This window comes from Methanoculleus methanifontis (assembly GCF_030464365.1).
GTDB lineage: Archaea > Halobacteriota > Methanomicrobia > Methanomicrobiales > Methanoculleaceae > Methanoculleus > Methanoculleus methanifontis.
In genome coordinates, this window is the sequence record NZ_VCYI01000004.1 from 154,108 (window position 1) to 180,761 (window position 26,654).

Annotated in this window: 16 protein-coding genes and 1 tRNA gene; 12 read left to right on the plus strand and 5 right to left on the minus strand. The window is 61.1% G+C overall.

Annotated features, from left to right (window positions below; all coding sequences use genetic code 11):
• Positions 1-70 precede the first annotated feature (70 nt).
• From FGW20_RS04580 to FGW20_RS04605, 6 genes are all read left to right on the plus strand, one after another.
• Complete coding sequence (locus tag FGW20_RS04580; protein WP_301676913.1) at positions 71-1,225, plus strand: cofactor-independent phosphoglycerate mutase; 1,155 nt, start codon at positions 71-73, stop codon at positions 1,223-1,225.
• A 71-nt stretch (positions 1,226-1,296) separates the two neighbouring features.
• On the plus strand, positions 1,297-2,844 hold the full coding sequence (locus FGW20_RS04585) for a beta-ribofuranosylaminobenzene 5'-phosphate synthase (RefSeq protein ID WP_301676914.1): 1,548 nt from the start codon (positions 1,297-1,299) through the stop codon (positions 2,842-2,844).
• A gap of 796 nt (positions 2,845-3,640) precedes the next feature.
• Positions 3,641-4,720, plus strand: a complete 1,080-nt coding sequence (locus FGW20_RS04590; RefSeq protein ID WP_301676915.1) for a glycosyltransferase family 2 protein — start codon at positions 3,641-3,643, stop codon at positions 4,718-4,720.
• Positions 4,721-5,310: 590 nt separating this feature from the next.
• Positions 5,311-5,994, plus strand: a complete 684-nt coding sequence (locus tag FGW20_RS04595; RefSeq protein ID WP_301676916.1) for a CARDB domain-containing protein — start codon at positions 5,311-5,313, stop codon at positions 5,992-5,994.
• 465 nt (positions 5,995-6,459) lie between these two features.
• Positions 6,460-7,527 (plus strand): CapA family protein, encoded by a 1,068-nt coding sequence (locus tag FGW20_RS04600; RefSeq protein WP_301676917.1) that lies wholly within the window; start codon positions 6,460-6,462, stop codon positions 7,525-7,527.
• A 10-nt stretch (positions 7,528-7,537) separates the two neighbouring features.
• Positions 7,538-8,773 (plus strand): glycosyltransferase, encoded by a 1,236-nt coding sequence (locus tag FGW20_RS04605; RefSeq protein WP_301676918.1) that lies wholly within the window; start codon positions 7,538-7,540, stop codon positions 8,771-8,773.
• A gap of 574 nt (positions 8,774-9,347) precedes the next feature.
• Here FGW20_RS04605 and FGW20_RS04610 read toward each other — a convergent pair.
• Positions 9,348-10,808, minus strand: coding sequence for a right-handed parallel beta-helix repeat-containing protein (locus tag FGW20_RS04610; RefSeq protein WP_301676919.1), 1,461 nt, complete (start codon positions 10,806-10,808; stop codon positions 9,348-9,350).
• Between the two features lie 544 nt (positions 10,809-11,352).
• Here FGW20_RS04610 and FGW20_RS04615 point away from each other — a divergent pair.
• Together FGW20_RS04615 and FGW20_RS04620 are read left to right on the plus strand one after the other, a co-directional pair.
• Positions 11,353-12,528: a glycosyltransferase family 4 protein gene (locus FGW20_RS04615; protein ID WP_301676920.1), complete on the plus strand. Its 1,176-nt coding sequence runs from the start codon at positions 11,353-11,355 to the stop codon at positions 12,526-12,528.
• A 185-nt stretch (positions 12,529-12,713) separates the two neighbouring features.
• Positions 12,714-14,897, plus strand: a complete 2,184-nt coding sequence (locus tag FGW20_RS04620) for a DUF2206 domain-containing protein (protein ID WP_301676921.1) — start codon at positions 12,714-12,716, stop codon at positions 14,895-14,897.
• Between the two features lie 24 nt (positions 14,898-14,921).
• On the opposite strand, the gene FGW20_RS04625 is transcribed toward FGW20_RS04620, so the two are convergent.
• The 4 genes from FGW20_RS04625 to FGW20_RS04640 all read right to left on the minus strand — a co-directional run bounded on the left by FGW20_RS04625 (position 14,922) and on the right by FGW20_RS04640 (position 22,849).
• A complete protein-coding gene (locus FGW20_RS04625; protein WP_301676922.1) occupies positions 14,922-16,163 on the minus strand; it encodes a lipopolysaccharide biosynthesis protein in 1,242 nt (413 codons plus the stop codon).
• Positions 16,164-16,414: 251 nt separating this feature from the next.
• Positions 16,415-18,985, minus strand: a complete 2,571-nt coding sequence (locus tag FGW20_RS04630) for a CARDB domain-containing protein (RefSeq protein WP_301676923.1) — start codon at positions 18,983-18,985, stop codon at positions 16,415-16,417.
• A gap of 418 nt (positions 18,986-19,403) precedes the next feature.
• The gene (locus FGW20_RS04635) at positions 19,404-21,056 is read right to left on the minus strand and encodes a hypothetical protein (protein ID WP_301676924.1); all 1,653 of its coding nucleotides are present in this window, start codon (positions 21,054-21,056) and stop codon (positions 19,404-19,406) included.
• Between the two features lie 239 nt (positions 21,057-21,295).
• Complete coding sequence (locus FGW20_RS04640) at positions 21,296-22,849, minus strand: right-handed parallel beta-helix repeat-containing protein (RefSeq protein WP_301676925.1); 1,554 nt, start codon at positions 22,847-22,849, stop codon at positions 21,296-21,298.
• A gap of 324 nt (positions 22,850-23,173) precedes the next feature.
• Between FGW20_RS04640 and FGW20_RS04645 the strand changes: the two genes are divergently transcribed.
• From FGW20_RS04645 to FGW20_RS04660, 4 genes are all read left to right on the plus strand, one after another.
• Positions 23,174-23,770 (plus strand): hypothetical protein, encoded by a 597-nt coding sequence (locus FGW20_RS04645; protein WP_301676926.1) that lies wholly within the window; start codon positions 23,174-23,176, stop codon positions 23,768-23,770.
• 74 nt (positions 23,771-23,844) lie between these two features.
• A complete protein-coding gene (locus FGW20_RS04650) occupies positions 23,845-24,990 on the plus strand; it encodes an ORC1-type DNA replication protein (protein WP_301676927.1) in 1,146 nt (381 codons plus the stop codon).
• A 49-nt stretch (positions 24,991-25,039) separates the two neighbouring features.
• Entirely contained in the window at positions 25,040-25,987 is a 948-nt protein-coding gene (gene mch, locus FGW20_RS04655; RefSeq protein ID WP_301676928.1) for a methenyltetrahydromethanopterin cyclohydrolase, read from the plus strand.
• Positions 25,988-26,401: 414 nt separating this feature from the next.
• Positions 26,402-26,475 (plus strand) — tRNA-Val (locus FGW20_RS04660).
• Positions 26,476-26,654 lie beyond the last annotated feature (179 nt).

The following is a 26,654-nucleotide window of genomic DNA, read 5'->3' on the forward strand; positions in this document are numbered from 1 at the left end:
GGCAGTTCTCCACGTACCAGGACAACAAAATAGGTGAAACAGTTCACTATCGGGACTCACAAGGATTCACATGAAGTACATCATCATTCTCGGGGACGGCATGGCGGACGAGCCGCTTGCCGAACTGGGGGGCAGGACGCCCCTCGAGTACGCAGAGATACCGAATATGGACAGGATCGCCCGCGAGGGGCGGTGCGGGATGCTCCGGACCGTGCCGGATGGATTCGAGCCGGGGAGCGACGTCGCGAACCTCTCGATCCTGGGCTACGATCCCCGCACCTCCTACACCGGGAGGGGGCCGCTCGAGGCGGCCAGCATGGGAATCGATCTCGGGGAGGGGGAGATGGCCTACCGGTGCAACCTGGTCGCGGTCCGTGACGGCGTGATGGAGGACTTCAACGCCGGGCACATCTCGAGTGCCGAAGGCGCCGAGCTCCTCCGCGATCTCGATGCCGCGCTCGACGGCGTCCGGGTCCACCCGGGGATCAGCTACCGGAACCTGATGACCGTCCCCGGAGCGCGCGGCGCCGTCACCACCCCGCCCCACGACATCGTCGGTCAGCCGATTACAGAGTTCCTCCCGCGCGGAGACGACGCCGAACGTCTCCTCGGCTGCATGGAGCGGGCACGGGAGGTCTTTGCCGACCACCCGGTCAACCAGCGCCGCCGGGAGGAGGGGAAGACCCCGGCAACCGAGATCTGGCCATGGAGCGGCGGGAAGAAGCCGTCCCTTGCGTCCTTCCGCGAGAAGTACGGCCTTGCCGGGGGGGTGATCTCCGCGGTCGACCTCCTCGCCGGCATCGCCCGCCTTGCCGGGATGGAGGTGATCCACGTCCCCGGCGCCACCGGGTTCATCGACACCGACTACGAGGCGAAGGCCCGGTACGCGGTCGACGCCCTCGACCGCCTCGACTTCGTCTACATGCACGTCGAGGCCCCCGACGAGGCCGGGCACATGGGGAGCGTGGAGGAGAAGGTGCGGGCGATCGAGCGGCTCGACGAAGCGATCGGGATCGTCCTCGACCGCCCGGACACGGCCGTCGCGGTTCTCCCCGACCACCCGACGCCGATACGGTGTAAGACCCATACTGCAGACCCGGTGCCGTTCGCGGTGCTCGGGAAAGGAAAGGACGGTGTCTCCGCGTTCTCCGAGCGCGGGGCGAAAGGGGGCTCGTTAGGGCTCATAGAGGCCCCGGACTTCCTATCCCTGTTCTTTTCGCCGTGATCCGCCCCTGACGGGGCGGATTTTCCGGCACCACCTTTTTGTAGTCTCCATGTACAACGCTACCCAAGGACATGGAACCCCTGACGGCAGACAGCATCGTCGAGAAGATACGGGAGATCGAGCAGGGCGTGGGAAGGCTCTCCCCGATGCAGAAGGTTCTCATCGGGACCGACGGGTCGGTGACCGGCCTGCTCGAGATGGCGACCGGCCATCCCGTCACCATCACCACCCTGGTGCAGGATGTCGTCGCCGCCGATACCGAGGCAGCGGCGGCACTCGATATCGAGCAGGGCGACGAGGTCAACTACCGTGTTGTTGAACTGAAAGACGCCGTAACGGGAGAGGTGCTCATCTACGCGGTCTCCTGCACCCCGCTCCGGCGGCTTGCACCGGAGTTCAGGCAGGACCTCATGCGGGCCGATATCCCCATCGGGAGAATCCTTCGCCGTCACCGGATAGAGTCGCGCCGGGAGATCACCGACGCCCGCGTCGTCCGTGCCGGCGCGGATCTCGCGCGGACGTTCAGCGTCCACCGGTGCGAACCGATGCTCTCGCGGAAGTACCGGATCATCCACCGCGAGGAGCCGTTGATCGCCATCGAGGAGATTTTCCCCTGCACGGCGTTTACGGACGAGATCAGGGTGCTGGTCGATGCTCCGTCCCGGATCCACATCACCCTGCTCGACATGAACGGTACGTCGGGCAGGGTGGACGGCGGGGTCGGGGTCACCCTCGACGAGCCGGGGTGCGTGCTCGATGCGCGGAAAGCCGCGGGGATCGAGGTTCGCGGCGGCGACGAGGAAGCACGCCGCAGGGTTGCCGATGCGGCCCGGGCAGCGAAGGAGACGCTCGGGCTCCCGGGGGGTGCGGAGATCGCCCTGCACGCCGCCGCACGGCAGCACGCCGGGCTCGGAAGCGGGACGCAGGTTGCTCTCGCCACGGCCGCCGCCCTCTGCCGCCTCTACGAGCGGGACGTCTCCGTATGCGATCTCGCGAAGGCCGTCGGCCGCGGCGGGACCTCCGGCATCGGCACGGCGGCGTTCGAGCAGGGCGGGTTTATCCTGGACGGCGGGCACCGGTTCGGCTCTCCGGGGGGCAAGGATGATTTCCGCCCGTCGGCAGCGTCACGGGGCGTCGCGCCCCCGCCGGTTCTCGCCCGGCACCGGTTCCCGGAGGACTGGCGCATCCTGCTGGTGACGCCTGAGGTAGGCGCAGGGGCGCACGGGAGAGGGGAGGTCGACATCTTCCGCACCCACTGCCCGGTGCCGCTCGACGAAGTCCGCGAGGTCTGCCACGAGGTGCTCATGCGGATGATCCCGGGCATCGTCGAGCACGATCTCGACCTCTTCGGTTCGGCAATCAACCGGACGCAGTCGCTCGGGTTTAAGAAGGTCGAGGTGGGGCTGCAGAACCCGGTCGTCTCCTCGCTCCTCGAGGCGACGGTGCAGGCCGGGGCCGCCGGAGCGGGCCTGAGTTCGTTCGGGCCGACGGTCTACGCCGTCGGGGATTCCGGCATGCAGGATGCAGCCCGGGCAGCAAGGGAGGTGCTCGGCGACCGGGGAGGGTCGGTGCTCCTGACGCGGGCGAGGAACTGCGGGGCGAACGTGCGGGCGGGGTGACGACCTCGAATGCCCCTTCGCGGCTTCGCGGCCTTCGCGTGAGACTGTATTGTTATCCCCAGCAAGTAGCTCACGCGAAGAACGCGAAGTTCGGTATAATTACCTGTAACTCTCCTTCGCACCTTCGGTGCTCGAACTCCGGCCCAAAGGGCCGTCGTCCTTCGAAACCCTTCGGGTTTCTCATGCTCCGCTTCAAACGGAACATCGCACTTCGCGGCTTCACGCTCTTCGCACCTTGCGGGACGGCGGATGCATGAGCACCGTCAGGCGCGAGTGGGTGCCCCTTCCCGGCAGAGGCATTTTGGGACGACCTCAAGATGAAGTGTCCCACCCAGGCCAGGATGAAGAAATAAGCCTTGTTCAGGTACTGAAGTCGTCCCAAAAGTACCACGTGGTTGAAGATTCACGGGATTCCGAATACGATTACGAGCGCTCATAGAGAATTGAACGATCTCCTGTATCAAATTGCTGAAACGGCTTCCCATTGGCTATCGCACCTCCGGTGCTCCTGCTCCGGTTCTCGAAACCCCATGGTTTTCTCGAACTCCGTTCCTTCGGAACATCGTTCTACGAACCATCGCATATCGCCACGCGGGGGAGGGACCGGGGAGGTGCGACCGAAGGGAGCTTGAGCACCGTCAGGTGCGAAGTGCGAGTGTAGCGAGCATGAGAAGCCATCAGGCTTCGAAGGGGGTGCCCCCCTCCCGGCAGAGATGTTCTGGGATGGCCTCACCATGAACCCTGCTCCAGTCAGCTCTCTGAACATTTTAATAGTTATATATTACCTCCGGCATGAATGTCCGCACGCGCCGGGGGTGCCGGATTCGGAGGCGGCGGCCGCATCGGGATCTCTGGAGACGGGGGCCGGCAGGCCCCTGCATCTCCCAAAAAGAACCGCACCGGTTCGGGGTATGCCCGCGAGTACCCGGTCGAGGGAGAGACGGCGCTGCCGGCTGTCTCGGTCGTCATCCCCCTCTACAACAAAGGTCCCTACATAACCCGGGCCATAAACTCGGTCCTCGCGCAGACCGTCCGGGAGTTCGAGGTGATCGTGGTGGACGACGGTTCCACCGACGACGGGGCGGAGGTGGTCGGGGGATTCGGCGACCCCCGGATCCGGCTGATCCGGCAGGAGAACCGCGGGGTGTCGGCGGCAAGAAACCGGGGGATCGAGGCGGCCCGGGGCGAACTGGTCGCGTTTCTGGACGCAGACGACGAATGGATGCCGCGGCATCTTGAAGCCCTGCTACGACTGCGGGAGAAGTACCCGCAGGCGGGAGCGTACGGGACGGCATATCTCATAACCGGGAACGGGTCGACGATCCAGACGCCCTCATACAGTGCCGCCATACCCCCGGAGCCGTGGGAGGGGCTGCTCCCCAACTATTTCAGCGACGCCATCCTTGGCAGCCCGCCGATATCGTCATCGATCGTCGCCGTCCCGAGGTGCATCCTGAACGAGGTGGGGGGGTTTAATACCGGCGCATGGTACGGGGAAGACGTGGACCTGTGGGGCCGGATTGCCCTGAAATATCCCATCGCGTTTACGTGGGACGGCATGGGGATCTACCATACGGAGGCATCGAACAGAGCCTGCAACAGGAGAGAGCCGATCCTGGAGCATGCCTTCGTAGCCTCCGCACGGAATGCGTTGCAGGCGGGGGAGGTGCCGCCGGAGTTGACCGAGAGCGTTCTCGAGTTCGTCGCATCCAGGCAGATCCAGATCGCGTGCCGCAACCTCGAAGCCGGCAGGCCCGATCTCGCGAGGAACAATTTGAAGGGTTGTAAGACGCGGCGGCTCTGGAGATCTAAATGGCGGGCACTGATTCTCGCGCATATCCCCTCCGGGGTATATCTAGCGCTGCGGGGCCGGTGAACGCGGATAAGGGGTGCTTCGACGGGGGTGCCGGGAGTTGAACCGCGCGATGTGCGTGATCGGAGGTGATCGGGGCGGTGCACACCGGTTTTTACAGGGGTTTAAGGGTATTTTTACGAATCGGCTTCCCGGATCCGCTCTCGCAGCCACCGGTGCAGCAGGAAAGAGACATATGGATGCGATGGCCCGGGTTCATGTGAAAGGCATCCCAAAAGCCCTGCGACCCACCAACAACATCGGTTTGCCAAAAAAACAACAATATCACCAAATTTTGGAACTATAACAAGCCCAACAGGCGAAACTCCGTATAGAACACCAGCTCACCGGAAAAAGTGTGTAACACCACCAACTCCGCCATCGTCAGGAATCCCATATAAATATTTCCAATATCAAAATTTATTCCAAAATAGATCACTACATGAAAATAAAGAAGATTATAGAAAATTTAAATGATCTGAGCCACATATCAGACGATACCAAAAAAGAAACAAATAAATATCAGACTTCAAGAACATATTACTGAGGGGCTACCCTCTATGAATCCTCTGGGGCTACATCGGCTTCCAGAAGGCATTCTAAGGAGATGACGCATGAAAAAAACCCAGTTTCTGGTACTGACATTGTCCGTGATGCTCGCTGTGGTCGCACCAGCACTGGCAACCCAGGACCAGGAGGCCTCCCAGGGGTCGTATGATGTCGTTGTGTACATCGACGATACGAAGGTCCTTGCGGAAGACAGCAACGGCCAGGTGATCAGCACCGGAACCGCGGGAACGGATGACAGCGAGGTCGTCCAGGCCGCAGTACAGGCCGTCGGTGACGGTACCGTAGTCCTTCTGGCAGGAACCTATGCCCTGCAGAACCCCATCGAGATCGGGGTATCCAATCCAACCCCGACACCGACGCCAACACCGACGCCTACCGCGACGCCCACGCCGGGAACGCCCGATCTCGTCGTGACCGACGTCTCCTGGATACCGGCAAGCCCGGCTCCGGGTGATGCAATCACGATGAAGGCGACGATCCGCAACCAGGGCACCGGTGCAACGCCCGCAGGCGTGATCCACGGCGTGGCCTTCACAGCGGACGGGAACCTCGGTTCCGCGGTCTGGTCGGACAGCCACACGGCGTCCATCGCCCCGGGCGAATGGATTACGGTGACCGCAAACGGCGGCGTTGACGGTGCAACCTGGACCGCGGTCGCAGGCACGCACACTGTCACCGCGACGGTCGACGACGTCGACCGCATGACGGAGAGCAAAGATACAAAATAAGTGGTCCCCGGTGCAAAAACCATCTCCGCAGGATGGCGGCATCAGTCCCCTGCTTCATCACCGATCAGTGGGGGTAACTCTCATCATCTGCCGCCCGGCGATCCAGGTACATACTCGGTGCATAAGCAGTTAATGGTTCGGCATCATGAGCTCCACCGTTACCGGGGCCCGCACCATGCCTCGCCGGGATTCCGGAGTTCCCGGGAAGCCATATGCGTCGAGATAAGCATGCCCAAGGTCATAATCAGGGCAAAATATATATTGTCGCATCGCCTGTCTGGAACTCAACGCATCGAGGAGGGAAGGCAGCATTCACGAATACCCGTACAGGATGGTTTCTCCCGCAGACGCCGGTAGGGTTCCACCGTTACGGTTCATAGGGCTGGGGATCTCCAGGTCGACGATGAAGGCCGGCTGCAGGCCCGGATCTCCCGTCCCGAGCAACGATTCTGCCGGAGGCGAATTGTGACATCGGTGCGGCTGCGAGCGGTCGGGGACGTGCTCCTCTGGATGAGGAACGGCAAGAGACCGTTTGCCCTTGTCCAGCACGAACTCCAACAGAAAGACCTGCTCTTCGGGAACCTGGAGACGGTTCTCTCCGAGAGCGGAACCGAGAGCAAGAAACGCTGGGTCAATACAACCCCCCCGGAGGCGGGCGAGTACCTCAGAGAAGCCGGGTTCGACATCCTCAGCGTGGCAAACAACCACACGCTCGACATGGGCCGGGAAGGGCTTGAGAAGACCCTCGAAGAGCTTGAAGGCCGGGGCATCGCCTACGTAGGAGGAGGAAGAGGCGATGAAAGACCCCAAGGGCTGATCGTCGAACGCAATGGGATCCGGTTCGGTTTCCTCGCATACACGACCGGGAGGTTCCGGTCGCCGCCGGGCGTCACCGTTGCCAAACTGAAGAAGAAGAGCGTCATCGAAGATATCAGGGCGTTAAAGGAGCATACCGATCATGTCGTCGTCTCCCTGCACTGGGGGATCGAGAACACCTACTACCCCTCGCCCGACCAGGTCAGGCTCGCTCACGCCTTCATCGACAACGGGGCGACCCTGATCCTCGGGCACCACTCGCATACCATCCAGGGGCTGGAACGCTACAAAGACGGCCTGATCGCCTATTCACTCGGGAATTTCCAGTTCGATACCGAGATCTTCAAGGAGCAGATCAACACCTCCATGATCCTCTCGGTGGACTTCGACCGGCACGGCATCCGGGACTACACGACCATTCCCTGCGTCATCAACAGCGACTTCCAGCCTGGAGTGGCGGAGGGCCGAACCAGGGAACGGGTAGCACGCTGGATAGCAAGGTGCTCCGAGAGGGTGCGTAACGGGAACGTTACCCGCCAGTGGTGGTTCGAGCAGATCGGCGAGGACTACCTGCTGTACAACCTGGAGAGTTACCGCTACCGGATCCGGCAGCACGGGCTTGCGCCCCTGATCGAGTGCGGAGTCTGGCTGGTGACGCCGTTCTGCCTGAACTGCTACGCAGGTGTGATCCGGAAACGGTTGAGACACGGAACATAGGAGGATGTGAATGAAGGTATTACAGGTGACCCCGTTCTTCAAACCGCTCTGGGAGTCGGGCGGGGTGGCACGGGTCGCATATGATATTTCCCGGACCCTGCACGAGAACGGGCACGATATCACCGTCTACACGACGAACCGGAGCATCTACCCAAACGACCTGCCGACGAACCGCGCCACCTCCGTCGACGGGATGAACGTCTATTACTTCGAGAATTTACGAAAATACGCCCCGGGCGTGACCCCGCCGGTGCTGCCCTACCGGATGCCGGCGGTCGCGAGAAGGGAGATTGCCGCATTCGACCTCGTCCACATCCACGACCACCGTACCATGCTCACCGTCATCGCCTCGCACTACGCGAGGAAGTACGGGATACCCTACGTGCTCCAGGCGCACGGGGCGCTCCCGCAGGATACGGGGTCAAAACGGATGAAGCGGCTCTTCGACCAGTTCTGGTCGGACAAGGTGATCCTCGGCGCCGCGGGCGTTATAGCGCTCAACGAGACGGAGGCCGAGCGCTACCGCGAGCGGGGTGTTGCCGACGAGAAGATCGCGATCTTCCCGAACGGCATCGACCTTGCCGAGTATCCCTCCCTCCCGGCCCGAGGCAGGTTCCGTGTGGCATGGGGGATCGACGACGCCACGAAGATCGTGCTCTACCTCGGGAGGCTCGACCCCACGAAGGGGATCGATCTCTTGATCCGCTCGTTTGCCGTGGTCGCGCGGGAGTTCGACGACGCTGTCCTGGTGATCGTGGGCGGGGACATGGGCCACAACGAGGAGTTCAGGCAGCGGGTAGAGTCGCTCGGTCTCGACGACCGGGTGATCTTCACGGGGTTCGTGAGCAAGGAGGACAAGATGGCCGCGTACACCGACGCCGACGTCTTCGTGACGCCGAGTTTCACCGGTTTCCCCGTCACGTTCCTTGAAGCGTGCCTCTGCGGGACACCCATCGTGACCACGGGCAAGGGGGACCTGCTCGGGTGGATCGACAACACCGTCGGGTTCAATGCCGGGTACACGCCGGAGGCGCTCGCCGACGCCATCGGACGCCTGCTTGCTGACGAAACGCTGCGGGCAGGGTTCGGGGAGCAGGCGAAAGAACTCGTCCGGACCAGGTACAACTGGCAGGCAATCGTCAGCGATATCGAGACGTTCTACGCGAAGGTTGCCGGGAAGGCGGAAGGAGGCATCCCGGCGGGGGTCTCGAAAGGGACAACACCGAAGGCCCCGGATACTTTTTGAGTGCACCCGGTGGAACGGCGGGTGCATGAGCACTGTTAGGAACGACTGCCCGTAGGACAGGAGTTCGAGCACCGAAGGTGAGAGTTGCGATGGGCGTTCGGAAGGCCGAAGCGAGGAAAAAGCCCAAAAAAGTGGACCGTGGTGGCTATCGCCATATGGGGGAGGGGCTGACGGGGAGGGGGGAGTATTCCCCCCTCCCCTGTCCCCACCCCCCTCTCGCCGATAGCCCCTCGAAAGCCGTACACGGGGCATGCAATGTTCCGACTGAAACGACTGCCCGCAGCATACAACCGTTCGGAGTGAAACTGTCGGAACGTGCGACGGTTCATTAGTATGACGTCCCGAAACGCGACTGGCTGGAAGCACCACGGTGCGAGCACCGAAGGTGCGAGTTGCGATGGGCCAAAGGGCCGGAGCATGAAAAGGCCAAAGGTCTTCGAGTTGCGACTCCGGCGGAACAGCGGGCCGGCACTATCAAAATTCTCCGAGTTTCTCATGCACCCGCCCTCCGGCCGGGTGCAAAACCAAAAAAAGATTATGACCGGGCCCGTCGGGCCCGATAGTATCGACCGGTTTACGCGCCGGCAGACGCAACCGCCATGCCTTCTGTCCGGACGTTCTCTCCGCCCTCGACCAGGAACGCTTTCTCGGAGGCGGAGGTTATATCTCCGGTGTACTGGACGTTCTGGTTGTTCTTCGCCCAGACGAGCGTCTCGGCCCGGTCGCCGGAGGCGTGGATGTCCACTTCGGCATTGCTGAACTGGCCGTTCGTGCCGCCGAGGCTTGCACCCTTGCCGTCGATCCCGGCCGGGTTCACGAGCTCGAAGTTCTTGATCTGGATGTTGCTCGCGAGGTCGACCTGGAGGCCGTAGCCGTGCGAGTCGATGCTCGTACAGTTCTCAAGCACCAGGGCGGGATCGGTCGAGCGGCACGGGATGCTGTAGTAGCCGGCCGGCTTACGGTAGGTGTAGTCGGTCTTCCCGGCGCCGGTGTCCTTCTCGACACAGTCGTAGAGTTTGCCGCCGTTCGTCGCGTAGAACCCATACAGCGAGTTACCTTCCGCGGTGCAGTCGATGAACGTCACGTCGGCGTTCGGGGCGTAGAAGCCGCACCCGAAGTAGTGGGTCGACATGTCGCTCTGCTTGTAGGGCACCGTCGGGTAGGGTTTCTGCCCGTTGTTTACACTCGTGCAGTTCTCGAGGACGGCGTTCGTCACCTTCGGGTCAAACTCGAAGTGGAACCCGGACTCCAGGTTGCCCTCCGCATAGCAGTCCTTCACGTAGAGACCGTCCATGTCGTTTAACTCCGCAAAGTCGAACCCGGTGATCCAGGGGTTGAACACACCCGTGCTTCCGCAGTTGATCGCGGCGCAGTTCTCGTAGCGGACGTCCTTGATCACCTTGTTGGACGAGCCCCACGCGTTGTGGATGAACCCGTACGTCCCGGTGTCCTCGGCCCTGCAGTCGATGAACTCGACGTCTTCGAGGGTCGGGGCATAGACCGCCGGATCGTGCAGCAGGAGGAAGACCGCCTGGATGCTTGCGTCAGCGGTACCCGTGATGTCGTGGATCTTTGCATGACTTGCCCGGATAGTCATCACACCGAGCCACTTGACACCGCTGCTGTAGCCGCTGCCCTCGATGTGGAACCCGTCCAGGGTCACGTATTCCTGGTCGACGTTGATACGCCCGTCACTGGTGAACACGAGGTTCGTTGCATCCGGACCCTGTCCGGAGAGCGTCGTGCCCGCAGGCGGCGCGATGACGCCGGCGCAGTTGAACGTACCGCCCGTAAGGACTACCTTACCGCCGTCGGGCAGCGCGGCGAGCGCCGCCTGGATCTCGGCCTGGTCATCGACTCCATCACAGACATAGTCTGCCTGGTTTTTCGACAGTTCGGTGCTATCGCTTGCAGCCACGGTGAGCGTGGCCGGACTTGCGGACTCGGCTGCACTTACCGGGGAGAGTGCCGGAATAATCAGGCAGCACGCCAGAAGTGCTGCAGCCAGTCTCAGTATATTCTGCCTATCTGTCATGCCATTCAGCCTCTCTGTGAGGTATCACTACCGTCTTTCCATTGCCATATAAATATTTTATTGTTGAAATAAAATTATTTTGAGGGCTTAATCGGCAATATGGACTGCAGGAATGCCGTCAGTTGCGACGCTGCCGTAGCATAACGGAGATCGATTCCTGCAAAAAGATATTATATGATCAATTTAATTAAAATCGAAGGATACAAATACTCGCGCTTTTCGCTGCCGTTCGCCGGGAGTGACCCTCCCCGAAACGTTTTCATCCGGGACTGATGGGAATTCAGTTTCGTGCGCCGGCACGGCACGAGCCCCCCGACCCTCGCTACGAGGCGACGGCGTTAAAAAGCACGGATTCCACATCGCTTGCGTGAATCAGGAGCCGCTGCGGCCTGATGCAACAGGAATACCATGTGAATACGCCCGGAGGGAAACGGCTGGCGGGGCGGATGCCGGCGGGGTTACATGCACACCAGAAGGGTTCATCCACCCAACGACGCTCCAGGGCACAACCTCTATATAGAGCATCCTCACAGAGAGAGCCCCTATGCGAGTGGCGTGCCTGACCTTCTGGTTCTACGACTACACCATCCAGATGGCAAACGAACTTGCCCGGCATGCCGAGGTGCTGCTCCTCCTCCCCGATTACAGGTCGGAGGAGTACGTGGAGAGCATCGACCCGGGGGTGAACGTCCATATCTTCGGTTACTCCCGGTACGCCGGAAGGCCGGGCCCGTCGTGCTACCCGATGCTCAAAGATATCGTCGCCGCAATCAACGGCTTCGGGCCCGACGTCGTCCACTTCCAGGTGAACAACCCCATGCTCTGCCCGCTCCTCCCCATGCTCCGGAAGTACCCGCTGGTGGCGACGTTTCACGACATCGAACCCCACCGCGGCGAAGACCGTCTCCTTGATGTGGGCTCGCTGCTCTACCGGCTCACCCTCCTCGTATCAAGGGTCATGCCCGACCGGATCTTCGTTCACGGAAAGGCCCTCCGCGACACCCTGGTGGAGAACTACCACGTCCACGGAGAGAACGTGCACGTCATCCCCATCGGCGAGCACGAGGTGGCGCCGTTTGTGAAGTTCGAGCGCGACGACCTGGAACCCGACGGCCACCGGGTTCTCTTCTTCGGACGCATTCACCGTTATAAAGGGCTCGACTGCCTGATCCAGGCAGAACCGCTCATCACCCGGGAGATCCCGGACGCCCGGATCGTCATCGCCGGAACGGGCGAGGATTTCGGCAGGTATGAGGAGGCGATGGCGGGCCGTGACGCCTTCGAGGTCTACAACTACCGGATACCCTACGAAGAGGGCGCCCGGCTCTTCCAGCAGGCGAGCGCCGTGGCGCTCCCGTATCTCGAAGCGTCCCAGAGCGGCGTCATCCCGACCGCATACGGGTTCCGGCGGCCGGTGGTGGTGACCGACGTGGGGAGCCTGCCCGAGGTCGTCGATGACGGGGTGACCGGCTATGTCGTGCCGCCGCGAAACCCGGAAGCACTGGCAGACGCGATCGTCCGCCTGTTGAAGGATCCCGGGGCGTGCCGCCGCATGGGGGAGCAGGGTTACGCAAAACTGAAGACGGACATGGCCTGGTCGACGATAGCGCGATCTCTCCTCGCGGTTTACAGCGAACTCGGATCCGCTCCGGGGAGGGGAACCGTTCCTGCGGATGAGGCATTCGTCGATACCGCTCCCGCTTCCGGGAAAGAGCGATGACCTGGCCCCCCTCGCGTAATGGGGGCCGGACCGGCGCAACACATTAATAGGTTGACCGGAGAGTAGGTGCACTGATGCAGCGCACGATCTGTCGGATGCCGCTAACGGAGAAGGCCCATCGTCCATGCACGTAGCCGACCAAAGACTGAACAAGGGATACCATGCACCTTCCAAACCCGTTCCGGATGAATGACTGGAATAATAGAACGTTTTTCTGGGTATTTCAGGCGCTCCAGTTTGTCTTCCTCGGGGTGGTCTGCCTCGATCTCGTCGGCTATTATATACCGGTTGCCAGGGAAGTCCTGGCGTTTCTTTACCTTACTTTCCTGCCCGGAGTCCTCGTTCTGAAGGCGCTCAGGCTCCACGATCTCGGCTCGATCGAGACGGTGCTCTACTCCGCAGGGCTGAGCCTCGTGGTCGTCATGCTCACCGGCCTTACGGCCAACTTCGTGTACCCGCTGCTCGGGTATACGCGGCCGTTCTCGTTTACGATCCTCCTTCTCACGCTCGTCGCCGTGGTGCAGGTCCTGCTCTACCTCGCGCTCACCAGGGATAAGGGGCGTACCGGTGAGAGCCCGGGGCTGGCCGTCCCCTCCTCTCCTGCAGTACCGTTCCTGCTACTCCTTCCGTTCCTTGCGATCATCGGGACATACATGCGCGACGGCTACCACATGGTCACGCTCCTCTTCCTGCTCCTCATCCTGATCGCCGTCATCGGCCTCGCCGTCGGGTTCGAGCGCCTCATCCCGAAGTCCTGCTACCCGCTCGGGATCTACGCCATCGCGCTGTCGCTCCTCTACCATACCTCGCTGATATCAGAGTATGTCTGGGGCTACGATATCCACCACGAACTCCACCTTGTAAACAGTGTGCTGATACCGGGGCTCTGGGATATGACCATCCCATTTAACACGAACGGGATGCTCTCCGTCGTTGCGCTCGTTCCCATCTACTCGCTCATATGCGATCTGGATCCCGTCTGGGTCTTCAAGATCATCTACCCCCTCCTTTTTGCGCTTGTGCCGCTCGGGCTCTACCGCGCGGTCGAGAAACAGACGGACGCGAGGATCGGGTTTCTCTCGATCTTCTTCTTCTTCTCGTTCTTCACGTTCTACACGGAGATGATCTCCCTTGCCCGCCAGCAGATCGCGGAACTCTTCCTCGCGCTGACCGTTCTTGCGATGATCGATAAAACCATGGACCGGGGGAAGCAGGCGTTTCTCATGATCGCCTTTGCATTTGCCATGATCGTCTCGCACTACGGGCTCTCGTACATCTACCTCTTCTCGCTCGTTCCGGCATGGCTGCTGCTCGCCGTTTCCGAACGCCTGCAGTCCTGGCTGCCGAAGAGGCTCGCCCGGGGCGCTTCCCTCCTGAAACCCGACTCCGCCCCACCGGCGGGAACCGGCGAGAGGGGGCCGGTGAGGACACTCATCCTCCCCTACATCCTCATCTTCGCCGCCCTCGTCTACCTCTGGTACTCGACGGTCGCCGGAGGCACGGCGCTCGCTACCGTCACCGGCATCGGGGACAAGATATGGAATACCCTCTTTATGGACTCATTCAACCCGACAACCGCCCAGGGCATGCATATCCTCACCAGCCAATCGACAACGGTCCTGCACGGCCTCGCGAAGATCGTCCATATCGCCACCCAGGGCCTCATCGCCGTCGGGCTGCTTGCAACCCTCGTAAAACGCGAGCGGTGGCGCATCGAGCCCGAGTATCTTGCCGTCTCGCTCGTCTTCCTGCTCATCAACGTCGCCGGTATCGCCGTCCCGTTTTTCGCAAGCTCCCTCAACACCAGCAGGCTCTACCACATCACCCTGATCTTCCTTGCCCCGTTCGCGGTCATCGGCGGCATAGCGCTGTATGAGAAGTTAACCGGGTGGATACGCGCGATCAGGACCGCTCCATTCATGGGGACGGCGTACCAGGCGCTGTCGGCGTTCTTCGTCGTCTTCTTCCTCTTCAACAGCGGGCTCCTCTACCAGGTCATGGACGACAACCCGACATCGATGGCGCTCGACACCGCCGGCGATAAGCCGGTCTTCAACGGCATGGAGGTGCAGGGAGCGGCATGGCTCTTTTCAGAGGGGAATGAGCGCCCGATCTACGTCGACGGCACACGTTGGTGGCTTCTATTGGGGTTCAACCCGGACAGCCAGCGATACGTTCCGGCAGATGCATCGCTGCTGGAGCCCAACACCTATCTCTACTTCGGCACGTACAACCTCATGCGGGACAGCATCCGGATCGAGACGCAGGAGCACGCAGTCACGACGGCAACGTATACGGATGCGGACCGGTTCATCTGGAGCCACCACCAGATATACGACAACGCTGGTTCCGCCGTTTACTACCGGTGACCATACCTGGGAGTCGCAAAAGGGTTATAGCCATCCTTTCTTCTTCAGGAGCAGGCCAACGAGGAGCGTTCCCGCCGCATACGTGGCCAGCCACGCGTATCCCATGCCGATGAGGCCGAACTGATTCATCATGGCATAGCCGAGCCCGAGCAGGGCGACGCTGATGAAACTGCTGAGGACGACGAGGCTCCGGATATCGTTTCGAACTTTTGCAATGGATATGAACGTCTGGCAGACAGAGACAAAGAGGGCGGATGCGGCAAGCACGCGGAGCAGGGCCATCCCTTCAAGGTAGTCCTTGCCGATCAGGTTGAGGATCTGCTCCCCGAAGAGGGAAAGGCCGATGATCGCCGGCACAAGCAGGGCGAGCATGCCACCGAGCGCCCGGAAAACGCTCTTCTTCAACTCCTCCCCGTGGCTTCCCTCGACAAAGAGCGAGGTCGTGAACGCGTAGGGGATCATGAAGAGGATCGAGACGATCGCGTAGGTGATGTAGTAGTTGGCGGTGCTCTCCGCCCCCAGCACGTTGAGCACCATAATCGGGATGAGCATGTTCGGGGCGGCCATCAGGATCCCGGCGATGTATGCGCCGGCGGAGAACTGCCATGCCTCCCGCATGAAGACCCGGTCAACGCAGGGCGTCGGTTTCACGGAGCACCGGGCAAGGAGAATGAGCGCCAGGACGAGCCCGAGGATGAACGAGAGGCCAAAGGCGCCGAAGATGCCCATCGCACCGAGGGATACCAGGGGAACGAGGAAGAGGATCCGTGTCCCGTAGAGGAGGTTCAGGGTGAAGTAGTGTTCGGACTTCCGCAGGGCGTTGAACGCGCCCTCAAAGACCCAGGTGATAGAGTAAGCCCCGAGGATGACGAGGTAGAACGGCGCGATCGATCTGACGATCGCGAGCTCGGGGGCCAGAACGTCGACCGCGGCGATGAAGAAGAGGCCCGCACCGAGCGCGACCGCCGTCGGGACCAGGACAGCGGTTCCGAGCACCCGGTTCCTGTCGCGGGTCGGGAAGAACCGGATCACCGACTGGTCCAGGCCGAGCCGGGAGATAAGGATGAGGAGGCCCATCGACGACATCAGGGCGGTTGCAATACCCACGTCCGCCTGCGAATAGAACCGGGCCGCGATCATCCAGAAGAAGAATCCAAACCCCGCTGCAGCGAACGACGAGGCCATGATAAAGAACGAATTCCTGATAAGCGGCTGCTCTAAGTGCTGCCTGACCTCACTGAAGTTTTTCGGGAGCGCTACTGCCATTCGGTCGCCAGTATCGGTCGGCACCTATATAGATGTATCCACCACTCTGACCCCGGGGGAGCCGGATATCATTCAGGAAAGAACTCTCAGGGCCGTGTTGCACGATGTGGCAACGGAAAATGCTCCTCGGATCAGGTGAAAAAGACCTGTCCATAACCAATATGACCATGTACTGTACAGGTGTTACGGGGCGGCACCTGTGGCAAAACCAGGAGGAGAGGAGGGATCAACCGCTCCTCCAGGTAGACGCTTTAGAGAGAAGAGGTCCTGCCGAAGAAGAAGTCGGCGATCAGGGCAACATCCTTCCAGTCCACAGTGCCGTCTCCATTAAAGTCAGCAGATGCGTTGGACGGAGTTGTTTTCTGCGCCATCTCGGCAGCGATCGTCACGTCGACCCAATCGACGTTGCCGTCTCCGTTAAGGTCGCCCCTGACGGGAGCCGGCAGGCTTCCAACGACGATCTCTTTGCTCATTACGTTGTTGTTCTCATTGTTTTCTGCAATCCGGTTGACGTCGTCCACATGCGCTTTCACGGTGTGGGTGCCTTCGACGGCCTTCCAGGTCGCACCGGCCGAGCCGCCGTTCGCGGTCACGGTGACCGACGCACCGGGAGCGATGGCCGTGGCGTGAGTGTCCGACCAGACGCCAGAGCCTGCCGCGCCGTCATCGAACGTGAAGAGGACGCCGTGTTTCGTGCCCGCAGGCGTCGGGGCATCGCCCTGGTTCTTGATCGTGGCCTTCATCGTCACCGCATCCCCGGAGGCGGGCTTCGCCGGCGTCCAGGAGATGTCGGTCACCACGAGGTCGGGCTTTCCGGAGGGGGCAGGCGTGGTGGGAGTGGGGGTCGGGGTAGGCCCCGACGCGGCCTTTGCGACCGTGATCTGTTCACTCCTGATGTTGTTGTTCTCGTTGCTTTCTGCAATCCGGTTGACGTCGTCGACGTGCGCCATCACGGTGTGGGTGCCTTCGACGGCCGCCCAGGTTGCACCAGCAGAGCCGCCGTTCGCGGTCACGGTGACCCATTCACCTTGAGCGATCGGCGAGGTGTGGGCATCAGACCAGACACCGGGCCCGGCGGCACCGTCATCGAACGTGAAGAGGACGCCGTGTTTCGTGCCCGCAGGCGTCGGGGCGTCGCCCTGGTTCTTGATCGTGGCCTTCATCGTCACCGCATCCCCGGAGGCGGGCTTCGCCGGCGTCCAGGAGATGTCGGTCACCACAAGGTCCGGCTTCCCGGAGGGAGCCGGGGTGGTGGGAACGGTTGGGGTGGGGGTCGGGGCCGGCGAGCCGGTGGACGTCACCTTCACGTTCTGGAGGGTCGCCTGGCCTGCCGGAACCGTGCCGACGATGGTCACGCCGGGGGAACCGGCGGGGAGGGTCTCAGAGACGATCTCCATGTCTTTCACGAGGACGTTCTTGGTCCTGTAGCCCTCGATCACGAACGGCTTCGCGGAGTCGGAGACAATCTGACCGGAGAAGACAGTGTTAATGTTCTCCTTCGCCCAGACCAGCGTCTCAACGCGGTTGCCGGATGCATAGATGCTCACCTCGGAGTTGTCGAACTGGCCGTTCGTGCCGCCGAGGCTGGAACCCTTGCCGTTGTACCCAACCGGGTCGACCAGGTGGAAGTTCCGGATCTTGACGTTGTTCGCGAGGTCAACCTGGAGACCGAACGCACGCGAGTTGATGCTCGTGCAGTTCTCCATCACCGTAGAGGGGTTGACCGAACGGGTCGGGATGCTGTAGTAGCCGGCGGGCACCCGGTAGGAGAAGTCGGTTCTCCCGATGCCGGTGTCCTTCTCGACACAGTTGTAGAGCTTCCCGCCGTTCGTCGTGTAGAACCCGTTCATGGAGTTGCCCTCCGCGGTGCAGTTGATGAACGTCACGTCACAGTTCGGGGCGTAGTAGCCGCACCCGAAGTAGTGGGTCGACATGTCGTTCTGCTGGTAAGCACGCGTCGGGAAGGGCTTAACCCCGTTGTTGTTGCTCGTGCAGTTCTCGAGGACGGCGTTCGTCACCTTCGGGTCGAACTCGAAGTGGAACCCGGACTCGAGGGTGCCCTCCGCGTAGCAGTCCTTCACGTGAAGGCCATCCATGTCGTTCAATTCTGCAAAGTTGAACCCGGTCACCCAGGGATTGAACGCTCCGAACTTACCGCAGTTGATTGCCTGACAGTTGTCGTAGCGGACGTTCTTGATCACCTTGTTCGTCGAACCCCATGCGTTGTGGAGGAACCCGTACGTCCCGGTGTCCACGGCCTTGCAGTTGACGAACTCGACATCTTCGAGGGTCGGGGCGTATACGGTCGGATCGTGAATCAGGAGGTAGACCGCCTGGATGCTTGCATCAGCGGTTCCCGTGATGTTGTGGATCTTTGCGTGGCTTGCACGGATGTTCATCACACCGAGCCACTTGACGCCGCTGCTGTAGCCGGTTCCCTTGATGTGGAACCCGTCCAGCGTGACATGCTCACGGTCGACGTTGATGCGTCCGTCACGGGTGAACACAAGGTTTGTCTTGTCTGCACCCTCCCCCTTGAGGGTGGAGCCTGCTTTAGGAGCAATGATCCCTGCACAGTTGTACGTACCACTGGAGAGGAGGACAACACCGCCGGACGACGGCAGGGCATTCAGTGCTGCCTGGATCTCCACGTGATCGTTGACCCCATCACAGACGTAGGCAGCCGCCGCTTTATCGGCCGCACTGCTGTCGCTTGCCGCGACAATCGTGGTGGGAGTCGCTTCGAGTGCCCCGACAATCGGGACGAGCCCGACGATCAGGAACACTGCAATAAGAAGCTTGGTTGTCCGTCTATCTCGCATTATCTCACCTCTTGGGAGATACTCCATTATCTGATAGTTGTGTTTTAAAAGGTTTTTTAAATAAAGTGGGCCTATTTGAAAGAGCTGAATTTTAAAAAAAGCTCGCATTAGCGAGGTAATCAACAATTTTCACCATTTTGGGAATTTGTGTTCCGACGAAAAAGAATATATACAAATTTGGAATTTAATACATACCCGCCGCAGAATACGCACCCTGCCCGGGGATCCCCGGGGGCATTCCTGGAGGATGAACGGGGCCTGAATATCCATTATAATACGATAAGAATTATAAAACTCACGAAATCACATGAGAGTCCGTGACCGTCGGCCGCGGCGGCAACAACCCCCCTGCCGCACCCCCGCCAGAACAGGATCAGCCGGGGAAACAGCACCGGCGATCCGGGGGATGTACAGACGGTCAGAGCGAAGCCGAGGTGACCGCCACGTTCTCAAACGTCACCGCACCGGTAGGAACTGTATTCGTGAGGATGACGCCGTTGGTGAACGGCGCGAGGTTCGCGGAGACGATCTCCATATCCTTGACCCGGACGTTCTGGGTGCGATCGCCCTCGATCACGAACGGCTTTGACGAGTCCGAGACGATCCTGCCCGAATACTCGACATTTTCGTTATTCCTTGCCCATATAAGCGTCTCAGCCCGGTCACCCGATGCATAGATGTTGACCACGGAGTTTGCCAGCGGGCCCCCCTGTGATCCCCCGAGGTTCGTCGCTTTTCCATCGATTCCGGCCGGATTCTCCAGGTGAAAGTTCTTGATCCAGACGTCGCTCGCAAGGTCGATGTGGAGGCCGTAGCCGCACGAGTCGATGCTCGAACAGTTCTCGAGCACGAGCGACGGGGCAATCGAACGCGTCGGGGCGGCGTAGAACGATGCCGGCTGCACAATCCGATAATCGGTCTTCTCGACCCCGACGTTTCGGTCGACACAGTTGTAGAGTTTGCCCCCGTTCGTCGCGTAGAACCCGTGCCGGCTGTTTCCCTCGGAGTAACAGTTGATGAAGGTGATATCCCCCCGTGGGGCGTAGTAGCCGCATCCGAAGTAGTGCGTGGATCGGTCGTCCTCCCGATAGGGCTTTGTAGGATAGTCTTTCTGCCCGTTGTTGCGGCTGATGCAGTTTGTGAGGAGGCAGTCCCGCTTCTCAGGGTCCCACTCGAAGTGGAATCCGGACTCCAGGTTGCCTTCCGCAAGGCAGTTCGTCACCCGGAGACCCTCGATGTCGTTTAACTCCGCAAAATCGAACCCGGTCACCCAGGGGTTGAACGCTCCGAACCTGCCACAGTTGATCGCAGCACAGTTCTCGTAGCGGACATCCCGGATAACCCGGTTCGCCGTCCCCCAGGCGTTATGGAGGAACCCGTACGTCCCGGTGTCCACGGCCTTGCAGTTGACGAACTCGATGTCTTCGAGGGTGGGGGTGTAGACGTCCGGGTCGTGCATCAGGAGGAAGACCGCCTGGGTGCTGGCATCAGCAGTCCCCTCAACACCCAGGATCTTCGCATGGCTCGCATAGATGGTGACCACGCCGAGCCACTGGTCGGCCCCGGCCTTCGGGTACCCGGTGCCCCTGACGTGGAAGTTGTAGAGCGTGACGAACTCATGGGGAACAAGAAGCCGCCCGTTATTGGTGAACTCGATGAACGTCGCATTCGCCCCCTCCCCGCGAAGCATGGTCTTCGCACCGGGGTAGATGCTCCCGGCGCAGTTAAACGTGCCATCGAGGAGAGCGACCGTGCCGCCCGATGATAGTTCATCGAACGCTGCCTGGATATCCACCTGATCATCGGTACCGTCGCACTGGATGTCGGCCCGGGCTTTCGCCGTAGCGCTGCTGTCGCTTGCTGCAACGACGATCGTCGGCCCGGCGATCTCCGGGGGCACCGCCGGAGTTGTCGGGATCGGGGTGATGGGTGGAGGAGGAGGGGGCGGGGGCACCGGAACCGGAGGGTAAAAGTGCATGATCAGCACGACGGCGACGATCACCGAGAGTATGATCGCGATGGCGATGAGGATGCGCCGTTCTCTGGCCCCCAGTTGCAGTCTTGCCGACATGGAACTACGACCTGCCCATTATTGCTGTTGCCGGGAGATTGCACGAGGCCGCGAGTGCCCGGTGACGCCGTTCACCCCGGCTCATACCCTATGGCACGGAAGTACCATTTAAGGGTTTAGCCGACCCCCTCAAACCGAAGGGTTCCATCCAGGGGTTCAGGGGGGACAGCGGACCCTGCAGCCCCCGGAACCGCAAATATCCGCGCACGACGCATTTCAGACCACAGGTGCCCCGGCAACTATGCCGCACCGCCGGCCGGCAGCACTTCGAGATCGGTCAGATCCACATCCCCCGCCAGAGTCCACTCGGCCACCACCGGCCGGAGGGCATCGGAGACGACCCTCCCGGAGTATTCGACGTTTCTGTTGTTGATGATATAGACCAGCGTCTGTGGCCGGTCTCCCGATGCGGCGAGATCGATGACCGAGTCGGAGATGCCCGCATCGATCGTCGAGTTTACCGGGAGTTCGTGGGATGGGCACCCCAGCATCGCGCCGATCCCATCGATGCCCGCCGGATTGGTCATGGTGAAGTTCCTGATGAGCGCGTTCTTCGTGCCGCAGATGAAAAGGCTCCAGCCATAGGAATCGAGACTCCGGCAGTAATCCATCACGATGGACGGGCTCTTCGTGACGGGCAGGGACTGGAGGATGCAGTAGGATATGGGTTTTGCGGAATCACCGGCGGTCGAATCACGACCGGTCTCGCTCTCGGTGCAGTTGTAGAGGAGCATGCCTTCCGGGTTGATGACAAAGAACCCGAACGCACCGTTCCCCTCTGCCCGGCAGTTCACCAGCGCCACCTCCCCTCCCGGGAGGTAGAAGCCGGCGCCGAAGAAGTCAGGATCGCCCACCAGGTAGTCGTCGGGATAGGGTTTTTGCCCGTTGTTCCGGCTCACGCAGTTGGTGAAGACGCAGTCGCGTTTCTCTGGATCCCACTCGAAGTGGAACCCGGACTCCATGTTGCCCTCCGCGAGGCAGTCCGTCACCCGGAGACGCTCGATGTCGTTTAACTCCGCGAAGTTGAACCCGGTCACCCACTGGTTGAACGCGCCGTCGCTCCCGCAGTTAACGGCGGCGCAGTTCTCGTATCGGACGTTTTTAATCGTCGTGTTCTCTGAACCCCAGGCGTTATGGAGGAACCCGTACGTCCCGGTGTCCGCGGCCCGGCAGTTGACGAGCTCGACGTCTTCGAGGACGGGGGCGTAGACGTTCGGGTTGTGCAACAGGAGGAAGACTGCCTGGATGCTTGCGTCGGCGGTGCCCGTGACGTTGTACACCCGGGCGTGGCTCGCGTAGATGGTGAGCACCCCGAGCCACGGGGTGAGATCGAGGGTCGTGTTCGTGCTCGCATTCACGTAACCCGAGCCCGCTATGTGAAACCCATCCAGGGTGACCCGCTCTTCCGAGACGTTGAGCACCCCGTTCCGGCTGAACTCGATGGACGTTACCTCTGGCCCCTGCCCGAGAAGCGTCGTTCCGGCGCCGGGGATGAGGCTACCAGAACAGTTGAACGTGCCGTCCGAGAGGACGACCGTGCCGCCGTCAGGGAGGTCTGCGAGCGCTGCCTGGATCTCCACCTGGTCGTCGAGGCCGTCACAGGTGTAGTTCGCATCCGCTGCAGCACTGCTGTCGCTCGCCGCCACAACGATCGGCGCCACGGATGCGGCAGCAACACTCTGGACGAGCAGGAGGCCGGCAACTACGCCAACCAGGAGTACGACCGGCAGGTCCGCGGCGGGTGGGCGTGGCCGGGATGGGAACGGCGCTTTTTGACGCAAGTGGGCAATCATCACGCTCCTCGGGCATATTGTACGGGCTACCGGGTAGAGGTGTCGGGAACTTTTCCTGAGTATAGTAGCAGAGATATAAAAATCCATGCGCGGCGAAATGACCATACACCGCCATACACGAGTTTTCAGGCACCCGAACGGGCGGCGGCCGGAACCGGCACGGATACCCGGGGCAACCCCCAGTCCCCATCGTGCCGCCGGCTGCCGGCCCGGATCGTCTTCGATACCGAAGGCGGAGGAATGCGACCCGAAGGGGCGAACGGCGGGGCGATGCGGGTCGCCGGTGGAATTGTATATAATGGAATACAATATTTACGTGAATATATGTCCAGAAAAAAGGAAGTCACCATCGGGATCACCATCAACCTCGAGAACTACGAAAATCTCCGTCTCGAGGTCGAAGGAGATGTAGAGACCCACGAGGATGTGGACGACCTTATCACATTCCTCGACGGGATCCTTGGCCGGCTCGGGCGCGGCGATCAGGCGACCGCCGAGCGTGTGGACGCATACCGGCGCCGCGTTCTCACGGGCAGGCCCGCGGTTCAAGAGGCACCCGCCCCGGAGAAGAAGGCGCCTGAGCCGGTTGCCCCGGTGACGGAACCGATTCACCGGGAGGAGGAGAAAACCTGTCCCTCGCCCGAGGTCATCGAGGCGGCGATTCCCCCGGCACCGGAGCACCCGGAGCCGCCACGGGTACTGAAGCCCCCCGAAAAACCGGAGGAGAAGCCCGCCGCACAGCCGGAGGCGGCTCCGGTGCAGGCACCGCCGCAACAGGAACCGACCCCGGCGAAGCCGTCCGGGGCTCCGGCGGAGGACGTCTGTGAGGTCTGCGGGGCGGGAGTGTCGAAATCACAGGCAAAACTCTCTCAGCTCTTCATGAGCAAAACACTCTGCAAGAAGTGCATGGAACAGCCCTAATTCCTGCAGGCTCCGCACGATGAAGAAATGCCAACCTGGAGGATATAAATACTACTGTACCCGAGGATTGTATAATGAAGAAGAACCTGCTCATGTGGGACGAGACGCTTTTTCGGGACCCGGAGGTCTTCGAGATCGATTATCTCCCCGAGCAGTTCAACCATCGTGACGCCCAGATCCAGGAACTCGCGTTTCAGGTCAAGCCCGGACTGCGCGGAGCGAGGCCGCTCAACACCATCTGCCGCGGCCTCCCGGGAACCGGGAAGACGACAAGCGTGAAGAAGGTTTTTGTCCAGATCGAAGAGGCTACGAAGAAACTCATTCCCGTCTACATCAACTGCCAGATCGACAACACCAGGTTCGCCATCTTCTCCCAGATCTACCGCAGGGTCACCGGGCACCCGGCGCCGGCGTCAGGCACGTCGTTCAAGCAGGTGTTCGACGCCATAGCCAGGACGTTGCAGCGGGAAGAGCAGGTACTCCTCGTGGCGCTCGACGACGCGAACTACCTCCTCTACGAGAGCGAGATCAACCAGGTGCTCTATCCCCTGCTGCGCTCGCACGAGGCCTATCCGGGCGTGCGGATCGGTGTCATCGCCATCGTCAGCGACATGTCCGTCACCCTGCAGACCGAGGTCGACGCACGGGTGGCGTCGGTCTTCAGGCCCACCGAGATCTACTTCCCCCCTTACTCGGAGGAAGAGGTTTTCGGGATCCTCGAGGAGCGCGTCCTGCAGGGACTCTACCCGAACGTTATCCAGACCGAGATGCTGGATCTCGTGGTGGAGCAGACGATGAAGAGCGGCGACCTCCGCGTCGGTATCGACCTCCTGAAGCGTGCGGCCCTGAACGCCGAGCGGGAAGCGCGCCGGGCTGTCGAGCGGGACGACGTCTGCAAGGCCTACGAGGTCTCCCGCTACCTCCACCTTGCGTTCTCGCTCCGGGCGCTCAAGGCCGAGGAGCGGGAGGTGCTGGCCAGGATCGCGGATATGTCGGCCCGCGACGATAAGGAGATGAACGCCGGCGACGTCTACCGTTTCGTAAAAGAGCAGGTGGGAGGGGTCAGTTACACCAAGTTCTACGAGATCATCCAGAAATTCGACGCGATGCGGCTCTTGAACCTCCATTACCGCCAGGGAAGGGGGCGAACGAGGCTGATCAGTCTCCGTTACGATCCCGGGCGTGTGCTGGAGCACCTGGGACAGGAGCAATCGATTTAATAATCCTTATCTGTTCCCCCGGCGTTTGTACTCTGATGAGGTTTTCCACATGCTCAGCGTGAACGAACTGGCACTGGATATTTTTGAGGAGCTCTTCGAATACGCCGAGGAGTTACATGCCGTCCCGCACGAGCTCGACAACGGCGCACGCGTCGTAGACTGCGGCGTCAGCACAACCGGCGGGTACCTGACCGGGCGACGGTTCACCGAGATCTGCATGGGCGGGCTTGGCGAGGTCGACATTACGATGGGCCGGATCAAGGAGTTCCCCATGCCGTTCGTTGAGGTCAGCACCGACTTCCCGTCGATTGCGTGCCTCGGCGCCCAGAAAGCGGGCTGGACGGTCAGCGTCAACAAGTACTTCGCGATGGGGAGCGGCCCCGCACGGGCGCTCTCCTTAAAGCCCAAGCACACCTACGAGGTCATTGACTACGAGGACGAATTCGATTACGCGGTCATCTGCCTCGAGAGCGACCACCTCCCGAACGCCGCGGTGATGGAGAACATCGCCGAGGCCTGCAACGTGGACGTGGCGAACACCTGCGCGGTCGTCGCCCCCACGGCCTCCCTCGTCGGCTCGATCCAGGTCGCGGGCCGCTGTGTCGAGACGGCGGTCTACAAGCTGAACGAGCTCGGCTTCGATACCAAGAAGATCACCGCCGGTATCGGCCACGCCCCGATCGCGCCCGTCAAGAAGGACGGCACGAAGGCGATGGGCAGCACCAACGACGCGACGATCTACCACGGCAGCATCATGCTGACGATGAACGCTCCCGAGATCAAGGACTACCTGGACAAGATCCCGAGCAACAAGTCCAAGGGATACGGGAAGCCGTTCTACGATATCTTCAAGGAAGCCAACTTCGACTTCTACCAGATCGACACCTCGCTCTTCTCCCCGGCGGAGGTCGTCATCAACGAGCTCTCCGAGGGTGCCGTCTACCACGTGGGAGCCGTCAACCCCGAAGTGACGCTGAAGTCCTTCGGGTTCATCTGAACTCTTTTTTTTGTGATTGGCTCAGCAATCTCCATTACCTCACGTGCAGAACGACTTTCCCGCAGGGTGCGACGTTCCGTAGGAACGGAGCTTGAGCACCGCAAGGTGCGGGAAAGGAGTTAGAGCACCGTCAGGTGCGAAGAGCACGATGATCGGTTAATCTGAGAGCAACTCCCCTTCGCGGCTTCGCGTCCTTCGCGTGAGACTGTATCGCTATCTGCGCCAGCTACCTCACGCGAAGCCGCGAAGAACGCGAAGTCTGCAGAGTCCGAACTTCCTTCCCGCCTATTCCAATAAAGCATCCCTGCGAGCATGAGCCACAAAGGACGGGAGATGCCGCGCACGACGCCCCCGGAATCACCGGCAGGCAACACGTTTATCCGTCACGGTGCAAAACACTATAAGGCATCCACGGGGCTTGTGGTCTAGTTGGTTATGACGTCGCCCTTACACGGCGAAGATCCCCGGTTCGAATCCGGGCAGGCCCATTCCTTTTGTAGAATATCCCCCATGATTCTGAGCACTCCTGCACGTTCGCCTGAGGTCAAACGCCGGCATGGCCTCCCACCGGGTATCGCCACGGTGGGGGAGGGGGTGAGGTGAACGATGGACAGTCAACGGTGGCGTGCACCACCATAGGGACTTTTGAGGTATATCCCTCTATTTC